The 16,122-nt window shown below is 44.6% G+C and carries 18 protein-coding genes; 4 read left to right on the forward strand and 14 right to left on the reverse strand.

Annotated elements, in window-relative coordinates:
* Positions 1 to 152 precede the first annotated feature (152 nt).
* The 3 genes from cysK to SporoP37_RS03350 form a co-directional block, all read right to left on the reverse strand.
* Complete coding sequence (cysK, locus tag SporoP37_RS03340; RefSeq protein WP_081242317.1) at positions 153 to 1,079, reverse strand: cysteine synthase A; 927 nt, start codon at positions 1,077 to 1,079, stop codon at positions 153 to 155.
* A gap of 136 nt (positions 1,080 to 1,215) precedes the next feature.
* Positions 1,216 to 2,427 carry an MFS transporter gene (locus SporoP37_RS03345; RefSeq protein ID WP_085430263.1) on the reverse strand — a complete coding sequence of 404 codons (1,212 nt, stop codon included), beginning with the start codon at positions 2,425 to 2,427 and terminating at the stop codon, positions 1,216 to 1,218.
* A 33-nt stretch (positions 2,428 to 2,460) separates the two neighbouring features.
* Positions 2,461 to 2,982, reverse strand: coding sequence for a PaaI family thioesterase (locus tag SporoP37_RS03350; RefSeq protein ID WP_369821951.1), 522 nt, complete (start codon positions 2,980 to 2,982; stop codon positions 2,461 to 2,463).
* Between the two features lie 125 nt (positions 2,983 to 3,107).
* Between SporoP37_RS03350 and SporoP37_RS03355 the strand changes: the two genes are divergently transcribed.
* Together SporoP37_RS03355 and pepF are read left to right on the forward strand one after the other, a co-directional pair.
* Positions 3,108 to 3,560 (forward strand): hypothetical protein, encoded by a 453-nt coding sequence (locus tag SporoP37_RS03355; RefSeq protein ID WP_085430264.1) that lies wholly within the window; start codon positions 3,108 to 3,110, stop codon positions 3,558 to 3,560.
* Between the two features lie 79 nt (positions 3,561 to 3,639).
* Positions 3,640 to 5,451 (forward strand): oligoendopeptidase F, encoded by a 1,812-nt coding sequence (gene pepF / locus SporoP37_RS03360; protein ID WP_085430265.1) that lies wholly within the window; start codon positions 3,640 to 3,642, stop codon positions 5,449 to 5,451.
* 58 nt (positions 5,452 to 5,509) lie between these two features.
* Here the strand turns inward: pepF and SporoP37_RS03365 are convergent, their stop codons facing one another.
* Together SporoP37_RS03365 and SporoP37_RS03370 are read right to left on the reverse strand one after the other, a co-directional pair.
* A complete protein-coding gene (locus SporoP37_RS03365; RefSeq protein WP_085430266.1) occupies positions 5,510 to 6,535 on the reverse strand; it encodes an LLM class flavin-dependent oxidoreductase in 1,026 nt (341 codons plus the stop codon).
* A complete protein-coding gene (locus SporoP37_RS03370; RefSeq protein WP_081242323.1) occupies positions 6,532 to 6,891 on the reverse strand; it encodes a winged helix-turn-helix transcriptional regulator in 360 nt (119 codons plus the stop codon). The genes SporoP37_RS03365 and SporoP37_RS03370 overlap by 4 nt, the downstream gene beginning before the upstream one ends.
* A 134-nt stretch (positions 6,892 to 7,025) precedes the next feature.
* Between SporoP37_RS03370 and SporoP37_RS03375 the strand changes: the two genes are divergently transcribed.
* Positions 7,026 to 7,652: a nitroreductase family protein gene (locus tag SporoP37_RS03375; protein ID WP_085430267.1), complete on the forward strand. Its 627-nt coding sequence runs from the start codon at positions 7,026 to 7,028 to the stop codon at positions 7,650 to 7,652.
* Positions 7,653 to 7,770: 118 nt separating this feature from the next.
* On the opposite strand, the gene SporoP37_RS03380 is transcribed toward SporoP37_RS03375, so the two are convergent.
* Positions 7,771 to 9,117 (reverse strand): dihydrolipoyl dehydrogenase family protein, encoded by a 1,347-nt coding sequence (locus SporoP37_RS03380; protein WP_085430268.1) that lies wholly within the window; start codon positions 9,115 to 9,117, stop codon positions 7,771 to 7,773.
* A 160-nt stretch (positions 9,118 to 9,277) separates the two neighbouring features.
* On the opposite strand from SporoP37_RS03380, the gene SporoP37_RS03385 reads away from it, so the two are divergent.
* Entirely contained in the window at positions 9,278 to 9,793 is a 516-nt protein-coding gene (locus SporoP37_RS03385; RefSeq protein ID WP_085430269.1) for a cupin domain-containing protein, read from the forward strand.
* Between the two features lie 84 nt (positions 9,794 to 9,877).
* On the opposite strand, the gene SporoP37_RS03390 is transcribed toward SporoP37_RS03385, so the two are convergent.
* The 8 genes from SporoP37_RS03390 to SporoP37_RS03425 form a co-directional block, all read right to left on the reverse strand.
* Entirely contained in the window at positions 9,878 to 10,252 is a 375-nt protein-coding gene (locus SporoP37_RS03390; RefSeq protein WP_085430270.1) for a rhodanese-like domain-containing protein, read from the reverse strand.
* 68 nt (positions 10,253 to 10,320) lie between these two features.
* The gene (locus SporoP37_RS03395; protein WP_085430271.1) at positions 10,321 to 11,412 is read right to left on the reverse strand and encodes a LolA family protein; all 1,092 of its coding nucleotides are present in this window, start codon (positions 11,410 to 11,412) and stop codon (positions 10,321 to 10,323) included.
* A 6-nt stretch (positions 11,413 to 11,418) separates the two neighbouring features.
* On the reverse strand, positions 11,419 to 12,882 hold the full coding sequence (locus tag SporoP37_RS03400) for a sensor histidine kinase (protein WP_085430272.1): 1,464 nt from the start codon (positions 12,880 to 12,882) through the stop codon (positions 11,419 to 11,421).
* A complete protein-coding gene (locus SporoP37_RS03405) occupies positions 12,879 to 13,583 on the reverse strand; it encodes a response regulator transcription factor (protein ID WP_081242331.1) in 705 nt (234 codons plus the stop codon). The genes SporoP37_RS03400 and SporoP37_RS03405 overlap by 4 nt, the downstream gene beginning before the upstream one ends.
* Positions 13,584 to 13,761: 178 nt before the next feature.
* Positions 13,762 to 14,142 carry a DUF3887 domain-containing protein gene (locus SporoP37_RS03410; protein WP_085430273.1) on the reverse strand — a complete coding sequence of 127 codons (381 nt, stop codon included), beginning with the start codon at positions 14,140 to 14,142 and terminating at the stop codon, positions 13,762 to 13,764.
* On the reverse strand, positions 14,139 to 14,813 hold the full coding sequence (locus tag SporoP37_RS03415) for a YhfC family glutamic-type intramembrane protease (RefSeq protein ID WP_085430274.1): 675 nt from the start codon (positions 14,811 to 14,813) through the stop codon (positions 14,139 to 14,141). The genes SporoP37_RS03410 and SporoP37_RS03415 overlap by 4 nt, the downstream gene beginning before the upstream one ends.
* A 91-nt stretch (positions 14,814 to 14,904) precedes the next feature.
* Entirely contained in the window at positions 14,905 to 15,414 is a 510-nt protein-coding gene (locus tag SporoP37_RS03420) for a class I SAM-dependent methyltransferase (protein WP_335697707.1), read from the reverse strand.
* A gap of 438 nt (positions 15,415 to 15,852) precedes the next feature.
* Positions 15,853 to 16,074 (reverse strand): small, acid-soluble spore protein tlp, encoded by a 222-nt coding sequence (locus tag SporoP37_RS03425; RefSeq protein ID WP_081242335.1) that lies wholly within the window; start codon positions 16,072 to 16,074, stop codon positions 15,853 to 15,855.
* Between the last annotated feature and the right edge of the window lie 48 nt (positions 16,075 to 16,122).

A 16,122-nucleotide genomic window follows, 5' to 3' on the forward strand; every position in this document is an offset into this window, starting at 1 on the left:
ATAGTATTTATCGTTTTATTTTTCAATCAATTTCATTCTCCGCAGAACACCCTTCATCTACCTGATTACTGAAGCTTTTTTCTGTGCATCACCAGTTCCTGGACATAAAAAAACACTTCTGCGCATCTGAGCAGAAGTGTTTTTGTAATTTCTTATTGAAATAAATCCCCGGATAAATATCTTTCTCCGGAATCAGGTGCGATACAGACCACTGTATCTTCAGGTGTCAGACGCTTAGCTACTTCCAGTGCCGCAAACAGAGAAGCGCCGCCAGAAGGTCCGAGTAAGACCCCTTCTTGTCTTGCGAATTGTCTGACCGTATTATAGGCATCTTCATCTTCAATACGGAAAATTTCATCATACACTTTCGTGTTTAACACCGGAGGAATAAAACCTGGGCTTGTCCCGACCAGTTTGTGTTTGCCTGGTTTACCGCCCGATAATACCGGCGATCCCGCCGGCTCCACGACGTGAACAGTAATTGCAGGGTCGTGCTGCTTCAATGATTCGCCGGTTCCAGTCACCGTGCCGCCTGTCCCTGACGTACAGACGAAGGCCGTTAATTTTCGGCCGGCAGATTCCATCGCTTTAATAATTTCTACTGCCGTTGTCTCTCGGTGACTGTCCGGATTCGCTTCGTTTTCAAATTGCATCGGGATAAAGCTGTTGCCGATCGATTCGGCGATTTCATTTGCTTTGGCGATGGCTCCCGGCATACGTTCCGCACTTGGCGTCAGCACGACTTTAGCTCCGTAAGCCTTCATCAGGTTTATGCGCTCGATGGTCGAATTGTCCGGCATAACGAATATCGCAGGATAGCCTTTCGCGGCCGCATTCATCGCCAATCCGATGCCTGTATTGCCTGACGTCGGCTCGATAATCGTTGCGCCAGGCTTCAATAGCCCCGTTTGTTCAGCTTTCGCAAGCATTTCATATGCCGCACGGTCTTTCACGCTGCGGCTCGGATTAAAATACTCCAGTTTCACATAGACTGCTGCACCGGCAGCTTCTCCGAGCGTCCGCACTTTCACGAGCGGCGTATCACCAATTAATTCTGCCATATTATTAACTACTTTCATTTCGCACACCTGCTTTTCTTAATGATTTTACTCTATCTGCTAAAAAATGAAGAATATCACGTTCCATACGTCAAAGAACATACGGTTTTTTCACTCCATTCGTGCTTTTGCCTGCAAAACAACTGCAGTTTTGCTGTTACGAAGCTGAAGTGATTTTTTGATCACGCGGCAAAGCCAGGCCGACCAAACCAATGAACGGCAGGAATGAAGTGATAATCATCGTCTCATATACACCGATTACATCCATTAATGACCCGATGGCAACAGCACCTATTGCACCCATTCCAAATGCGAGTCCTACTGTCAGTCCGGCCATCGTACCAATTTTAGAAGGCACCAGTTCCTGCGCATAAATTACGGTGACCGAAAAGCTGAGCATAATGAAAAACCCAATAGTGATCAGCAAGACAATAATCGCCCACACCGGTGCATAAGGCAGCAAAAGACTGAGCGGCAATGGAACAAGCAGCGACAGAACAATTACTTTCTTTCGCCCGATCCGGTCCGCCATAGGCCCGCCGAAAAATGTTCCGACTGCGCCAAGCACGAGGAATATAAAGACATACAGCTGCCCGTGCTGAATCGTCATGCCATAATTGTCCATCAGATGAAAGATATAGAAGCTCGTAATATTCGTTACATAGAATGAACGGGCAAAAATGATAATCATTAATAGTATAAGTGCAATCATCACTTGGTTCTTTGTCAGGCTTTCCATAGTTGTCAGTAATGCTTTCTTGCGCTTACCCAGTCTTTCTTCGTCCAACTGTCTCTTATACCAGAAAGAGATACGTGTTAATAAAGCAATTCCTGCGGCTGCAACCAGCACGAAAACTGCTGCCCCGATTTGACCGAGAGGCACGAGCACAAAAGCACTGATCAATGGAGCGAGTGCCTGTCCCGTATTCCCTCCGACTTGATAAATGGATTGTGAAAGCCCCCGCTTATCTCCCGCTGCTAAAAATGACACACGTGAACCTTCCGGATGAAAGACTGCTGAGCCGAGCCCGAGCAGCATTACGGACAGAATAATCAGCCAGTAGCTTGGAGCCAGTGCCAGTCCCGCCATTCCGATCAAAGAAAACGTCATGCCAATAGGCAGAGCAAATGGTTTTGGTTTGCGGTCGCTGAGATATCCGACAACCGGCTGCAGTAATGAGGCCACGATATTCAGAGAAAACACGATGAAACCTAATTGTTTATAACTAAATTGAAATTCTTTCTCCAAAATCGGCAACATCGCCGGAATGACTGCCTGCAATGTGTCATTGAATAAATGACACACTGCAATGGCGATCATAATCGGAAACACAGGATTTGCTGCGGCGGCTTGCGGAGATTTGTTCATACGATCTATTCACACCTTCTCTAGTTGTCTGTTCTACTTCGTGAATGTAGCAGGCATCACTACGCCAATGACTTCTCCAGCGGCGCATAATTCATCTTCTGCAAAAATCTCTATTTCTGCTTTCCACTTTTTCGGATGAATTTCCGTCACCCGTCCGACTGCTTTCAATAGTTTCCCTTGCGGAGTCGGCTTATTGTATGTAATTTGCAATGAAGCCGTTACAAATCGCGGCGGTACAGAACCGTCACCGGGCTCATGGCCATTTTTTCGGTGTAAGGCCAGCGAACATGACCCCGTTCCGTGGCAATCCAAAAACGAGGCAAGGAATCCGCCGTACACGAAGCCGGGTATTGCTGTATATTTTTCAGGCGGCAGCGTATACGTTACCGTGTGTTCACCTTCCCAGCCCGTCCTGAAATGGTTTCCCTTCTCATTCAGGCTGCCGCAGCCATAGCACCACGAAAAGTCGTCCGGATAATCATCTTGAATCGCATGCGTCACATATTCTTTCAAATAAACTGCCTCCCTTTTCGTTGAAGTCTCTCTATTATACATTCCGAATATTGAAATATCGACCTAAAACAAAATATCTGTCTGCTAAACGTCTGCAGAGTGCCTATTCAGTCATACCCTTTCATATACTAGTGAGAAACATATTGTTAAGGAAGGGGGAACATCCAATGAAATTTCGTGCGGTTTTATTGGCTTTATTAGTGGCTGGCGGTTTCTATGTCATGATTCAGACAGTTAACGAATCTGCCTCCCGTCCTTTTGATCAATTACAGAAACAACAATTAGATGGCGCGTCGCCTTATTCAACTATTATTTTTAAACAGCCTGGCATTCACGGGCAGACTGTCGTCACCTGGAAAGTGGAACAAATCGATGAAGCCGACCGTTTGCTTCAATTTCTTCAAGCCTATGATTATGAGCGTGTAGATCCGGATACACTGCAATTATTTGATGATCAGCCGCTCTTCACCATTGATCTGCTTGATGAAACGGGCAACCGTATGACCATTCTGATTGAGGAAGGGATTTTAATCCAAAATGACCGCCTTTATTATCAAGTCGTCAATGGTCCTATGCAAGTGGATTGGCTGATGGAATTCATCCTTTCCAATAAACCATAATTTTGTATTGCGGCGAGTTGGTATATTATACTGTAATTAATTCGATAATCGAATAATTGACTTGAAGGAGAGATTCACAGTGGTCAAAAGCTTGCCTAAACGAACAGCTGTAAACGAACAAGAAACGTGGAATCTGAACACGTTATTTGAAGATGAACGGGCTTATCAGCAGGCCGTAAAAGATGCAGAAAGTCAGGCGGCTGCTTTTAGCCGGGACTATAAAGGAACTATCACCGATGCGAATTCGGCCATTCGCGCGCTGGATGCATACCGCAGCCTGCAAGAGAAACTCGTGAAAATTTCGAGTTATGCAGAGTTGGCGGCAAGTGTCGATTTGACAGATGATGCAGCGCAAATGAGAGAAAGTCAATTCGGCTCCATTGCTGCAAAAATTGCCAGCCAGACTTCTTTCGTTATGAGCGAATTAACGGAACTGTCTGAGGAAACACTGAAGCAGGCGAGTGAGCAGTCGGATGATTATGCGGCTTTGTTTGAAAAAATCATACGTGAAAAACCATATCAGCTGCATCCCGAAGTAGAGAAAACACTCGCTGCCCTCTCTTCTTCCTTCCAGGCTCCGTATTCGCTTTACAATACAACGAAAATGGCGGATATCCGTTTCCCTGACTTTACAGCCGACGGAAAAAATTATCCGCTGAGCTATGTTTCATTTGAAGGAAAATGGGAGTCTGAACCTGAGACAGCAGTCAGACGGGCAGCTTTCGAAACCTTCTCCGACACGTTACGAAACTATCAGCACACGACTGCAAAAACATATGATATGCATGTGCAGATGGAAAAAACGACCGCTGACCTGCGCGGCTATGACTCGGTTATTGACTATCTATTGATGGAACAGGACGTAGACCGTTCCATGTATAATCGGCAAATCGACGTCATTATGAAAGATCTGGCGCCGCATATGCGAAAGTATGCGAAGCTTCTTCAGAAAATATATGGACTTGACGAAATGACATTTGCCGACTTAAAAATACCGGTTGATCCATCGTATGAGCCATCCATCACAGTGGAAGAGTCGAAACAGTATATGACCGGCGCCCTTTCTGTGATGGGAGAGGATTACCTCGACATGGTCAACCGTGCGTATTCAGAGCGCTGGATTGACTTTGCGCAGAATGAAGGGAAATCTACGGGGGCATTTTGTGCCAGTCCTTATGGCAGCGGGTCGTTCATTTTAATATCATGGACAGGTAGCATGGAAGACGTCTTTGTGCTGGCGCATGAACTGGGTCATGCCGGACACTTCCATCATGCGAACGAGGCGCAAAACCTTTTCAACTCCGAATCCTCACTGTATTTTATCGAAGCACCGTCTACGATGAATGAAATGCTGATGGCCAATCATTTACTGAAGAACTCTAACGACCCGAAATTTAAGCGCTGGGTGCTGTCATCAATCGTATCCCGGACGTACTATCATAACTTCGTCACGCATTTGCTTGAAGCCGCATTCCAGCGTAAAGTGTATGAGCTGGCAGATGCAGGCGGCAACGTCAACGCCTCTATTTTAAATGAATTAAAACGCGGCGTGCTGGAAGAGTTCTGGGGTGACAGTATTACGCTCAATAAAGGTGCGGAATTGACGTGGATGCGGCAGCCGCATTATTATATGGGCTTATATCCGTATACCTACAGTGCCGGACTGACCATCTCCACTGAAATGGCAAAGCGCGTCCTTCATGAAGGTGAACCTGCCGTTAAAGACTGGATCCAGGCGCTGCGTGCAGGCGGCTCCAAAAAACCGGCGGAACTTGCAAAGATGGCAGGAATCGATATTACGACAGAAAAACCGCTGCGCGATACGATTTCCTACATCGGCGAACTGATTGATCAAATTGAAAAACTGACAGAAGAAATTGACGCACAATAACTAAACAAAAAGCATCTACCGTTCAGGAACGTCTCCTGACTGACAGATGCTTTTTCATTTAGTTCATCAAGTTGCTTAAAATCTCATACGAACGGAGACGGGCTTCATGGTCGAAGATGCCGGAACTGATAATCAGCTCATCCGCCTTTGTCATTTCGATGAAGTCTTCGAGCTGGCGTTTTACAGTGTCAGGCCCCCCGATAATGACAGAAGGCGCTTCACTCTGCTGCGCAACCGCTTCTTTCTCAAACGGCGACCACACAGCATCGACGTCTTCGATCGGCGGCTGGAACTGAGTCATCTTCCCCTGACGGATATTCAGGAACTGCTGCTGCATCGACGTGGCCAAATAGTGTGCGTGTTCATCAGTATCTGCAGCAATCAGATTCACACCCATCATCGCATAAGGCTCCTGAAGAACTTTCGACGGACGGAAGTTCTGATGATAAAGCTGCAGCGCCTGCATCATATACTGCGGCGCAAAATGACTGGCAAACGAAAATGGCAGTCCAAGCTGCGCGGCCAGCTGTGCACTGAAGCCGCTAGAACCAAGCAGCCAAATAGGAATATCCTGACCTGCCCCCGGAAATGCACGAACCCGGTCTGTTGGGTTGCCGGTGAAATAGTTGCGCAGCTCTTCCAGTTGCTGCGGGAAATCTTCTCCTCCGCTTTGCAGTGTCCGGCGAAGAGCATATGCTGTCGCCTGATCGCTTCCCGGCGCACGGCCTAACCCCAGATCAATACGCCCCGGATACATGGCATCGAGTGTTCCGAACTGTTCCGCTATAACAAGCGATGCATGATTCGGCAGCATAATGCCGCCTGACCCGACACGAATGTCCTTTGTCATCTGTGCCACATGGCCAATAATGACGGAAGTGGCGGAGCTTGCAACACCCGGCATATTATGATGCTCTGCTAGCCAGTAGCGGTTAAATCCCCATTCTTCTGCATGCTGCGCGAGATCCACACTATTTTTAAATGACTGACCTGCATGACTCCCTTCATTGATCATGGCTAAATCTAATATCGATAACGGAATTCCGCTGCATTGTTTTGCTTGTTCTCTAATCAATTCATTCACTCCTTATAACAGCAGCCGTTTTTCTTCACCCACTCGAAAACGGCCTGAATAATGCCTTCTAATTCTCTTCCTTTTGACGTGAGTTCATACTCCACTTTTCTGACTGTCGGATCGGACTGATTTTTGACTACCAGACCATGCGCTTCCAAGTCACGCAATCGCTCCGTTAAAAGCCGGTCTGATATTCCGTCGATTTCCGATGATAATTCAAAGAACCGTTTCGGTCCGTCTAATAAATGATAAATGATAATTCCCATCCAGCGCTTTCCGATAAACTCGATAGTGTTATGGAAACTGTCACAACTTTTTTGACCTTTAGGATTTACCGACTGAACAAACTCTTCATTCTTCTTCATTAGCAAAACCCCAATCCTGTACTTCTTTCACTTTATCACACCTGCGTTTGACAAACAAGCTTACTAATAGTAATCTTAATAAGAACTTACTTTTAGTAAGTAAATGAACACTATTCAGCGAGGGAGTTTACAGCATGTCACAAAACTACACAGATTTTTCAGAGTTGATCCGTGCAAGAAAATCGGTCAGAAAATTTGACCCGAATTATAAAATCGGGCAAGAGGAAATTACATCCATGCTCGAGGAAGCGACACTTGCCCCTTCTTCAAGCAACTTGCAGCCATGGAGATTTCTTGTCATTTCGGACCAGGATCTGAAAAAGAAAATCAACCGGTTTTCATTCAATCAAGAACAGATTGAAACTGCATCTGCCATCATCGCAGTGATTGGCGATACAGAGATGTATCATAATATCGATGAGATTTATCTGTCTAATTTAGCCGCAGGAAATATTGATGAAGAACATGTAAAGATTCAAATTCAAAATGCCAAAGGCGCATATCCGAATGCCCCGCTGGAAACGAGACGCGGGATTGCGGCATTCGATGCCGGTTTAGTATCCATGCAGCTCATGCTTATTGCAAAGGACAGAGGATATGACACTGTGCCTATGGGCGGATTCGACAAGAAGCAGTTCGCGGAATCATTTGAATTGGAATCCCGCTATGAACCGCTGGTGCTGATTGCATTAGGTAAAGCTGCAGCCCCTGCTTACGGTTCCACCCGGCTGCCGATTGATGCGATTACGACATATATGTAAAAGAAGAGACGGGGAGCGGATTATACTCCCCGTCTTTTTTGTTATGCTGCACTGTCAGATGCTGACTGCCGCAAAAAACCTCTCTGCCCGGCAGACAGAGAGATTCCGCTTCGCCCAGTTACAGCATATACGGTATATCTGAGGCAGACGTCGGATATGCAAAAGGCATTTTTTTCAATTCAATCGTCGGAATCTGCAAACGTATCGCAAGTGCAAAATGATTAATTAATTCATCTGCTTCACCGCTCAATAAATGCGCGCCAAGTATTACGTCTTTTTCCTGATCGATAATTACTTTAAATGCAGCCGCCCCTTCATTGGTATGCTTATACGTAAACCACTCTGTTGCATCCTGTGACTTAACGTACACTTTTAATCCCGATTCCTTCGCTTCCTGTTCGCTCATCCCTACTGACGCCAATTTCGGCACAGTGAAAACAACAGATGGCACTACAGGATAATCCGCAGTTTTATGATTACCTTTTAATAAATTGGCCGCCACGACATGGGACTCTGTCGTCGCAACCGGTGTCAATGGCGGTGCATCTGTGGAAGCTGCATCCCCCGCCGCGTATACATGCGGATTACTAATGCTCTGCATGAATTTATTGACACTGATCCCCTGTTTGTCGCGCTGAATACTCGCTGCTTCCAAATCCATATCTAAAGCAGGCACCCGGCCTGCCCCGTGCACAACAAGATCGGCTTTCCACTCCACTTCACGGTCATCTTGTTCACCTTTTACAATTAATGAGCTCCCGCACTTCTCCACTCCATTGACAGGCGTATTCAAATGCACATGAATTCCAATTTCTTCGGAGCGTTTAATCAGCAGTTTCACTAAGTCTTGGTCAAAATGCTTCAGCGGTTTCTCACTTCTGTGAAGAATATGCACTTCTGACCCCGCCCTTGCGGCGATATGCGCGAATTCAAATGAAATAAACCCGCCGCCTATAAATACGATGCGTTTAGGCAAGTGATCCAGCTCCATAAATTCGTCGCTTGCAGTCAGGTATTCTTCTCCGGGAATGTTAAGTTTCACGGGTTTAGCACCTGAAGCAATCAAAATATGCTTTCCTTTTAGCACATCCGAACAGACTTTCAGTTCCGTTTCACTTTGGAAGACTGCTTTTCCGTGGTACACATCCATGCCCAATTTCTTGAACTTTTCTTCTGTATCTTCCGGGACAGATTTTGTGAATGTCCGCTTAAATGTCATTAATTCCGGCCAATTAATTTTACTGTCCCCGTCGATACCTTTTCCGCGCATCCGTTTATTCCAATCAATCAGTTCAGCAGCACCCCCCAGTATTTTTTTCGGATCACAGCCGCGCTGAGAACAGGTGCCTCCAAACGGACGGTCATCGATCATTGCCACACTCCAGCCTGCTTTCCTGCATTTCACCGCAGTGATGGACCCTGCATTTCCTGTTCCAATTACAATCAAGTCATATTCTTTCAACATACTCCATTACCTCCTTCAAATGTAAATACATACGTTGTTTTTGTATTCTGTTATGAAGTACCCTCTATTCTCCTTTTTTACACGTGCCAAGAATCATACCGTCCGCTGCACATTTTATTTGCGGCCGCATACTGTATCAATAATACAGAGGAAAGGTTTGATGAATCTGATCTCACACGAAGCCCAGTACGCAGCGGATTTGAATAAAAGCCCCTTTTTCAAACAAGACGACAAAAACTATATAAACATTGTGAATGTGAAACAGCTGAATACACTGGACAATGTATCCATGCTGGATATATTTCTCGCCAAAGACCATATAATCGAACCTCATTATCATCCAAATGGTGATGAGCTGACCTATTGTGTATCAGGCGCTGCGACGATCTCTATAATGAATATCTCAACGAAAGAATTCCAGCACTACCGAATTACTCCCGGCCAGGTAGTCAATATCCCCCAGGGCTGGTGGCATTACCAAATCGCACATTCGGATGACACGCACCTGCAGGGAATTTTCAATACCGGCACACCCGAAGTCGTAGTAGGTTCCGATATCTTAACTGCCACACCCGCTGATGTCTTTGCTTATTCCTATGGCCTCGATGCAGAACAATGGAAGGCCGCGGTTCAGAATATTCCCCCTTCCCAGCTGATTGGTCCGCCTGCTGTGTAAATACGCAGTTTCATTTCTGATTCGAACAACTGAAAAAGGATATCCATGGAAATGACTCTTTTTCCGGATATCCTTCATTTTTATTTATTCTGTTTCACCTTGCCATTTTGACATGCCTTCTGAAACATTGGTAACTTCATAGCCTTCCTTAAACAGAATCTCACTGGCCGTTTTTGAGCGATTTCCGCTGCGGCATACTACAACATATTTCTGATCTTTATCCAGTTCGTACCGTTCGCCTTTTTGCAATTTGGATAACGGCATATTGACGGCGCCAATGAGATGACCACCCTCGTATTCATCTACTTCCCGTACATCCAACACGATCGCTCCGTCATTTTGAAGCACTGGAATATCCGCTAAATCAACTGTCGTAAAACTGTCCTTCTTCGTTTCACTTGCGTTCCCGCAAGCCGCCAGCAGTAAAACCGCGGCGATCAGCCAAACTGCTTTCTTCATAGGTTCTCTCCCGCCTTCTCGCTCCGCTGAATGACTTTTGCTTCCGCCATATTTCTGCGGCATTCATTTTATTCTGACCATTCCATATCCTGTGCCCATTCAATCACTTCTTCAATTGTAACATCAGGATTATTCAGTATTATAGAGTAGCTGACTCCGTCTTCTTTCCAGAAAACATTGCGAAATCCTTCCATGTCTATCATCGTTCCTTCGATGCCCCGAACTTTCACCACTTCTTGGCCCGGCATCTTCAGATCATCGCCTTCAAGATTTTCGGGGGTTTTAAATAATGAAAGAGACAGCAATGGCGTGTCATCTTTGACATAATTTATATTGATTTCCACTCTGTTCAGTTCAGCTGTTAAGTCATCCATTCCAATCTGCTCTATTTTTCTGCCATCCTCTTCAGGGAAATAGAGTACCGGCTGACCTACATGTTGTGCGGCTTCTTCTAGTGAAACTTCTTCCGTTTCGTTCATTTCGTCAATGTTTTGGATAGTAATTCCTTCGGGGAGTTCAATTGAAAAAATATCATCTTGGAATTCCTTATCGAATTCAATTTTCGTATACTCCAAATCTATTTGATTGTCTCCTGAATGTGAGATCGATTTTAAGACAAACCAATTCTCTTTATCCACCCACAGCTCCTGATCACCGAATAACGTGTCTTTTTCATTGGCTTTTGCTACGAGGTGATAGGCGTCGCGCCCGGCAATTTTTTCTTCTCCATCAATGGAAATCGTATGAGTATCGCCGATCATTTTTAATAATTGATGTGCTTGATCTTTTGGGGAAGGAGCCAAAGCGGTTACCGCTTCTCCATCTTTACTGATCATTGCCTGATGCAAACTTTCTTGATACATCGTAATGGTCTTTCCGTCGTTCACTGTCACAGCATGTTCATCTGGGGCAGCTCCTTCGGTTTCCACTTTGAATTTTCCGTCTTTACTGCGCCATTCTTTCAATTGAATTTTTTCTTTTTCCGCGGTCATGCGCATTGTAGCTTCTCCGTAATAAGATAAAGGCTCTTTGTTTTCTTTCATCGCATTGTTAATCACTTGCTCAGGCGAATACTGATTGTCTTCAAATGAACAAGCAGCCAGCCCTAACACCAAGACGGCTGCAGCTGCTCCGCCCAGCAGTTTCTTTACAATTTTCATATCACTCTACTCCTTTTCATTCTCAACGTATTTTGGAAGCCTGCAAATTACACATGTACCGACCGATTCTTTAGAAAACAGCTGTATATCCCCGTTATGTTTTTCCATCATCTGCTTCGCAATACTCAGCCCTAATCCTGTTCCGTGTGCATTTCTTTTGCTCCTTGACCTATCTGCCTGATAGAGCGGGTTGAAAATATATTCAACCTGATCCTCAGCAATCCCTATTCCTTCATTTTGAACAATTACGTAGATATTCTCCCCGAAATCAAACGTATAAGCGGCTTTCACAAATTCATACAGCCAGTCTGCTGATTGCTCGGATATTGCAGCAATCCAAATCTTGCCGCCTGTTTCCGTATGATGAATCGCGTTCGTCATCAAATTGTCTGCGACCCGCATCAGTTGTTTCGGATTCACCGCGCAGTCCCCTGTTACGTTGGCTGAAGAGCAGAGCTGAATTTGTTTGTTTCGGCATAACGGTTCATAGTCCGAAACGAGCATATCAAAAAACTCACTGCCGTCTACTGCAGTCCGCTCCATTTCATAGGAAGGTGACTGAAGCAATGTGAACATCAATAGATCGTCGAGCATTTGTTTCATAAAATTCGACTTTTCAATAATGATTTGCCGGTACTCACCTTTTTCTTCATCTGTGAGCTTTTCATTTAATTCAAGGGATTCAGCATAGGCCCGAATGGATGTCAACGGTGTTTTCAAGTCATGTGATATGGCCGCAATCATATACTCTCTCTCTTGCTGATCTTTTTCTATCAATCTTCTGGCTTCCACTATTTTTTTCTGCATATCATAAAAATGTTGCTGCAACTGTCCGATTTCATCTTGTGCGGTGACTTTTTCATGCGAAGGTTGATGACCTCGTGCAAAAGCTGTCATTTCATTTTGTAAATTCGTCAGTCTGCGGTTTACTTTTCGATTGACGAATAGCGCCACCGATGCATAAAGGAGAATAAACAGAACTGAAAACAGAATCATCATCCATTTCGTTCTCTTACTGACCGCTTCCACCCATCCTTCGCGCGCCAACTCAATTTGATAAAAACCGGCCAGCTTGCCTTTGTCGAATACGGGGGCTTTGTAACGGTGCGACCGGAAATTTTGCTGCAGTGAAAACAAATCTTCGTACAGGTTTTCCCGATTCACCGGCACCGCTAAAGTTTGCACAGGGCTGGATGAATAGAGTGTCAGGCCATTATGATTAAAAAGCTGAATCGACAGCTTGTCATTGGAAAGACGTGCCACTTCGTGATACGTTCTGCCTGTTTGATACAGGCCGGGGTCATCCAGTACCCGTTGGATGTCTTTCATCTCCACAGTGGTGGTGAAAAACTCCTTCACTTTTTGATCTTCATTGTAGTCATTGATCCATGCGAACAATAGGTAAGCGAGAAGCAGCGGCAGCGCCATTACAAGTAAATAAGAAGACAGCAGCCATGTTTTCAGCTTCATAGACGTTCTCCAATGAAGCGATAGCCTGAACCCCATACCGTCTGAATGAATAGCGGCGCTTTTACAGGATCGCCAAGTTTTCTGCGGAGCGACTTAATATGAACGGTCACAGTATGCGCATCTTCAGCGTCTACTTGATTCCATACATGCTCATACAATTCTTTTTTGGAGAAAACACGCTCGGAATTTCGTGCAAGCACTTTTAATAAATCAAATTCGGTAACCGTCAGCTTTATTTCCTCGGTTGCTTTCAGCACTTTATGCTGATCCCAAAAGATGGTCAGCCCGTGAGTGTAACATGTTTTATTCTCAATTGTGGCATCCTCTCCGTTATACCGCTTCCATCTTCTAAGCTGTGACTGAATGCGTGCGCTTAATTCTGTTAAACTGAAAGGCTTTTCTACATAATCATCTGCTCCGAGCTGCAAACCTTCCACTTTGTCACCATCTTCCGTTCTGGCGCTGATAATAATGATCGGCACGTCACTTTCCCACCGAATATTTTGGCAGAGTGTAAAACCATCCATCTCAGGAAGCATCAAATCTACCAGAACGAGATCATAACTTCCTTGCTGGAAATCTTCCCATCCTTCCAGACCCGTGGTGGCCCATGTTACTTCATGATCTTCCGCACGCAGCATGTCTTGGATTACGCGGGCAATTTCAGGATCGTCTTCTACAAGTAACAGATGTGCTGACATGTTGAACTCCTCCTGTATTCATAATATATCACGCAATAATTTCATTTCTTTCAATTTTATAAAGTCTTTATATTTAGCTATTATCTTATCTGATCAGATGATTCTATGAATGAAACTATAGAAAAAGCTCCAACAGGAAGGGACATCCTTCTGTCAGAGCTCACTTATAACAATGGATTTATTTAACGAAGAAACCGGCCACTTGTTGCTTGTCGTCAAATGTAATCGTGTAGACTCTATTGTCCTCACTGTATTGTGCAGCGATAGTCGCAACGAAATACTGTTCTTTCTTAGCAACAGATTCCTTTTCAAAACTGACGAATTCCCCTGATTCCTTCACGATATCCGCCACTTCCTGCAGCTGTCCGACAGACAAAGCCTCTTTCATGGTTGCATCAAACATCGTGCGCATTTCCTCAAATTTCTCTTCATTTAATAATGTGATAACTTCTTTTGATTTTTCAATATACTCTTCGGCTGCTGATTCATCCACTTTAGCTGCGCCGCATGCAGCGAGCAGAAAGATCGCAGACAGTATAAGCGCTGCAAATTTCTTCATTCGATGACTTCCTTCCTTTTAATCAAGATGCACCAGATAAACAAACTGACAGATACTATCGCAAGAATGCTCTCCACTGATAGTATCATATACTCTCTTGGAATAAACAATGGCAATATGCCAATCATAGCATTAATGCCGGTATGTACAGCAATAGCTAGGATTAAATAGAGTAAACGATTACGCGTCACGGCCTGCAAAACTAAGATAGACAGGCCGATATGTAACAATATCGCAAAAAATCGCTCGACTCCTGCTATTGCCGGCATTCCAGCATCACCTGCCGTCAAGTACATCGTCGCGATGGGAATGCCGACCAGTATGACGGATTCAATCCCCCCATGCCCCGCTCCAAATAAAAATCCGGACAGCCAGTCTCTTTGTTTCATGAAATATCTGATGGCTGCATAACGTGCCGCCTCTTCCGCTAAGGCAGCAGAAAGCCCAAGGCCGATTGCATACCAGATTGGATGCTGACTGCTGAAAAACAGATAATCGATGCTGTTTTTCTCCAGATAGCCTAAAAGCGGGAGCCGAAGGAAGAGCTGTGAAACAGTAAATGCCAGAACGCCCAGTAAAAAAGGAATCCATCGTCGTGTATAGACTGCATATATACACAGTAACAACGGCAGTCCGATCGTTATAATACATGAGAATATATATCCTGCCATTTCGATTTTCCCCCATCCTTCATCATCTGATCCCGCTTAGTCTTTGTATTATTTCATAACCGGCAAATTGCTGGACGGTATAGACGTACTTTCACTTCCTGTTTCTGCATTCAATAGATAAAAACAAACCGGAATATAGTGATTCCACATGTTCTGTATAAAGTCCAGAATCAGAAATAATAGATAACGTATCCCGGTTTATTTGGCATCCATCACAAATCTTTTCCCAAAACGGGTTCAGAATATCCTGGAATTTTGCCAGTGTTTTCTGCTTCAATTGTACATGTTCAAAAAATAAAACCGCGGCATCCCGTTTGCTGACCCGCTGAATTTCTTCTAGTGCACGGACTGGATCAGGAATTGTACAAAAAACTAATGTGGCAATGACTGTATCAAACGTATCATCTGCAAATGGCAATGATTCTGCCGATGCTTCATATAATGTAATCGGAACCCGGGCATTTCGTCCGCGGCTGACACCTCTTCGGCTCATTTGCGGATTCGGTTCAACAGCCGCCACTTGTTTTGCTTTTTGATAGTACGGAAAATTAATGCCTGTACCCGACCCAATTTCAAGGACCGTGCCTTCAGCATTCCGCACCAGGTCTGTACGTATTTTTTAAAGCGTGTCGCTTCCAGCGGCTTCATCGCGATATCGTAAATTCTTGGAAACAAATAACTCATCATCAGGACTCCTTTTGGTTCGTTCATTCTGTCAGTGGATTGTTTTATGGAATGACTACGCACCTATGAACTTCTTCACCGATACTTTTTTTCTAAAACACTTGCTGTCCGCTGCAGCACTGTTTCCTATCAGTATAGTATTTCATACAAAATAAGGAATTCAGGAGGATTATATATATTGTACCGTATTCGGATGAAGCATTCCTCCTTATAATGCACAAACGTTAGTTACACAGATACTTCTCTATCTGTACAGCAGACGGCCTTCAGTCCCTTTTTTACTTATAAACCGCAATAAACAGAAAAAACCCTCGCTTTCAAAGCGAGGGCCGAACTGCTAATTTAAGTGAATAGTTTACAGGTAGCCATTAATTCTGGATTTATCTTCTTCACTGATTTCTTCTTTTAAATCCTCAATACTTTCAGCTCTGCGTTCATTTTTCTTTTGGATCCGCTCCAGCTCTTTGCCTTCAGCAAACTTCATCGCATCCTCCGCGGCTTCCATATTGCTGATCGTTTTTTTCAATCTCTTTTTATTATCAGCAGGATCATTCGGTTTCGGATAATTTTTCGCCATCACAGACACTCCTTTATGAGTATTTTGCTTCTGTAAGATAGCTTTCCC

Source organism: Sporosarcina sp. P37, from assembly GCF_002109365.1.
Classification (GTDB): domain Bacteria; phylum Bacillota; class Bacilli; order Bacillales_A; family Planococcaceae; genus Sporosarcina.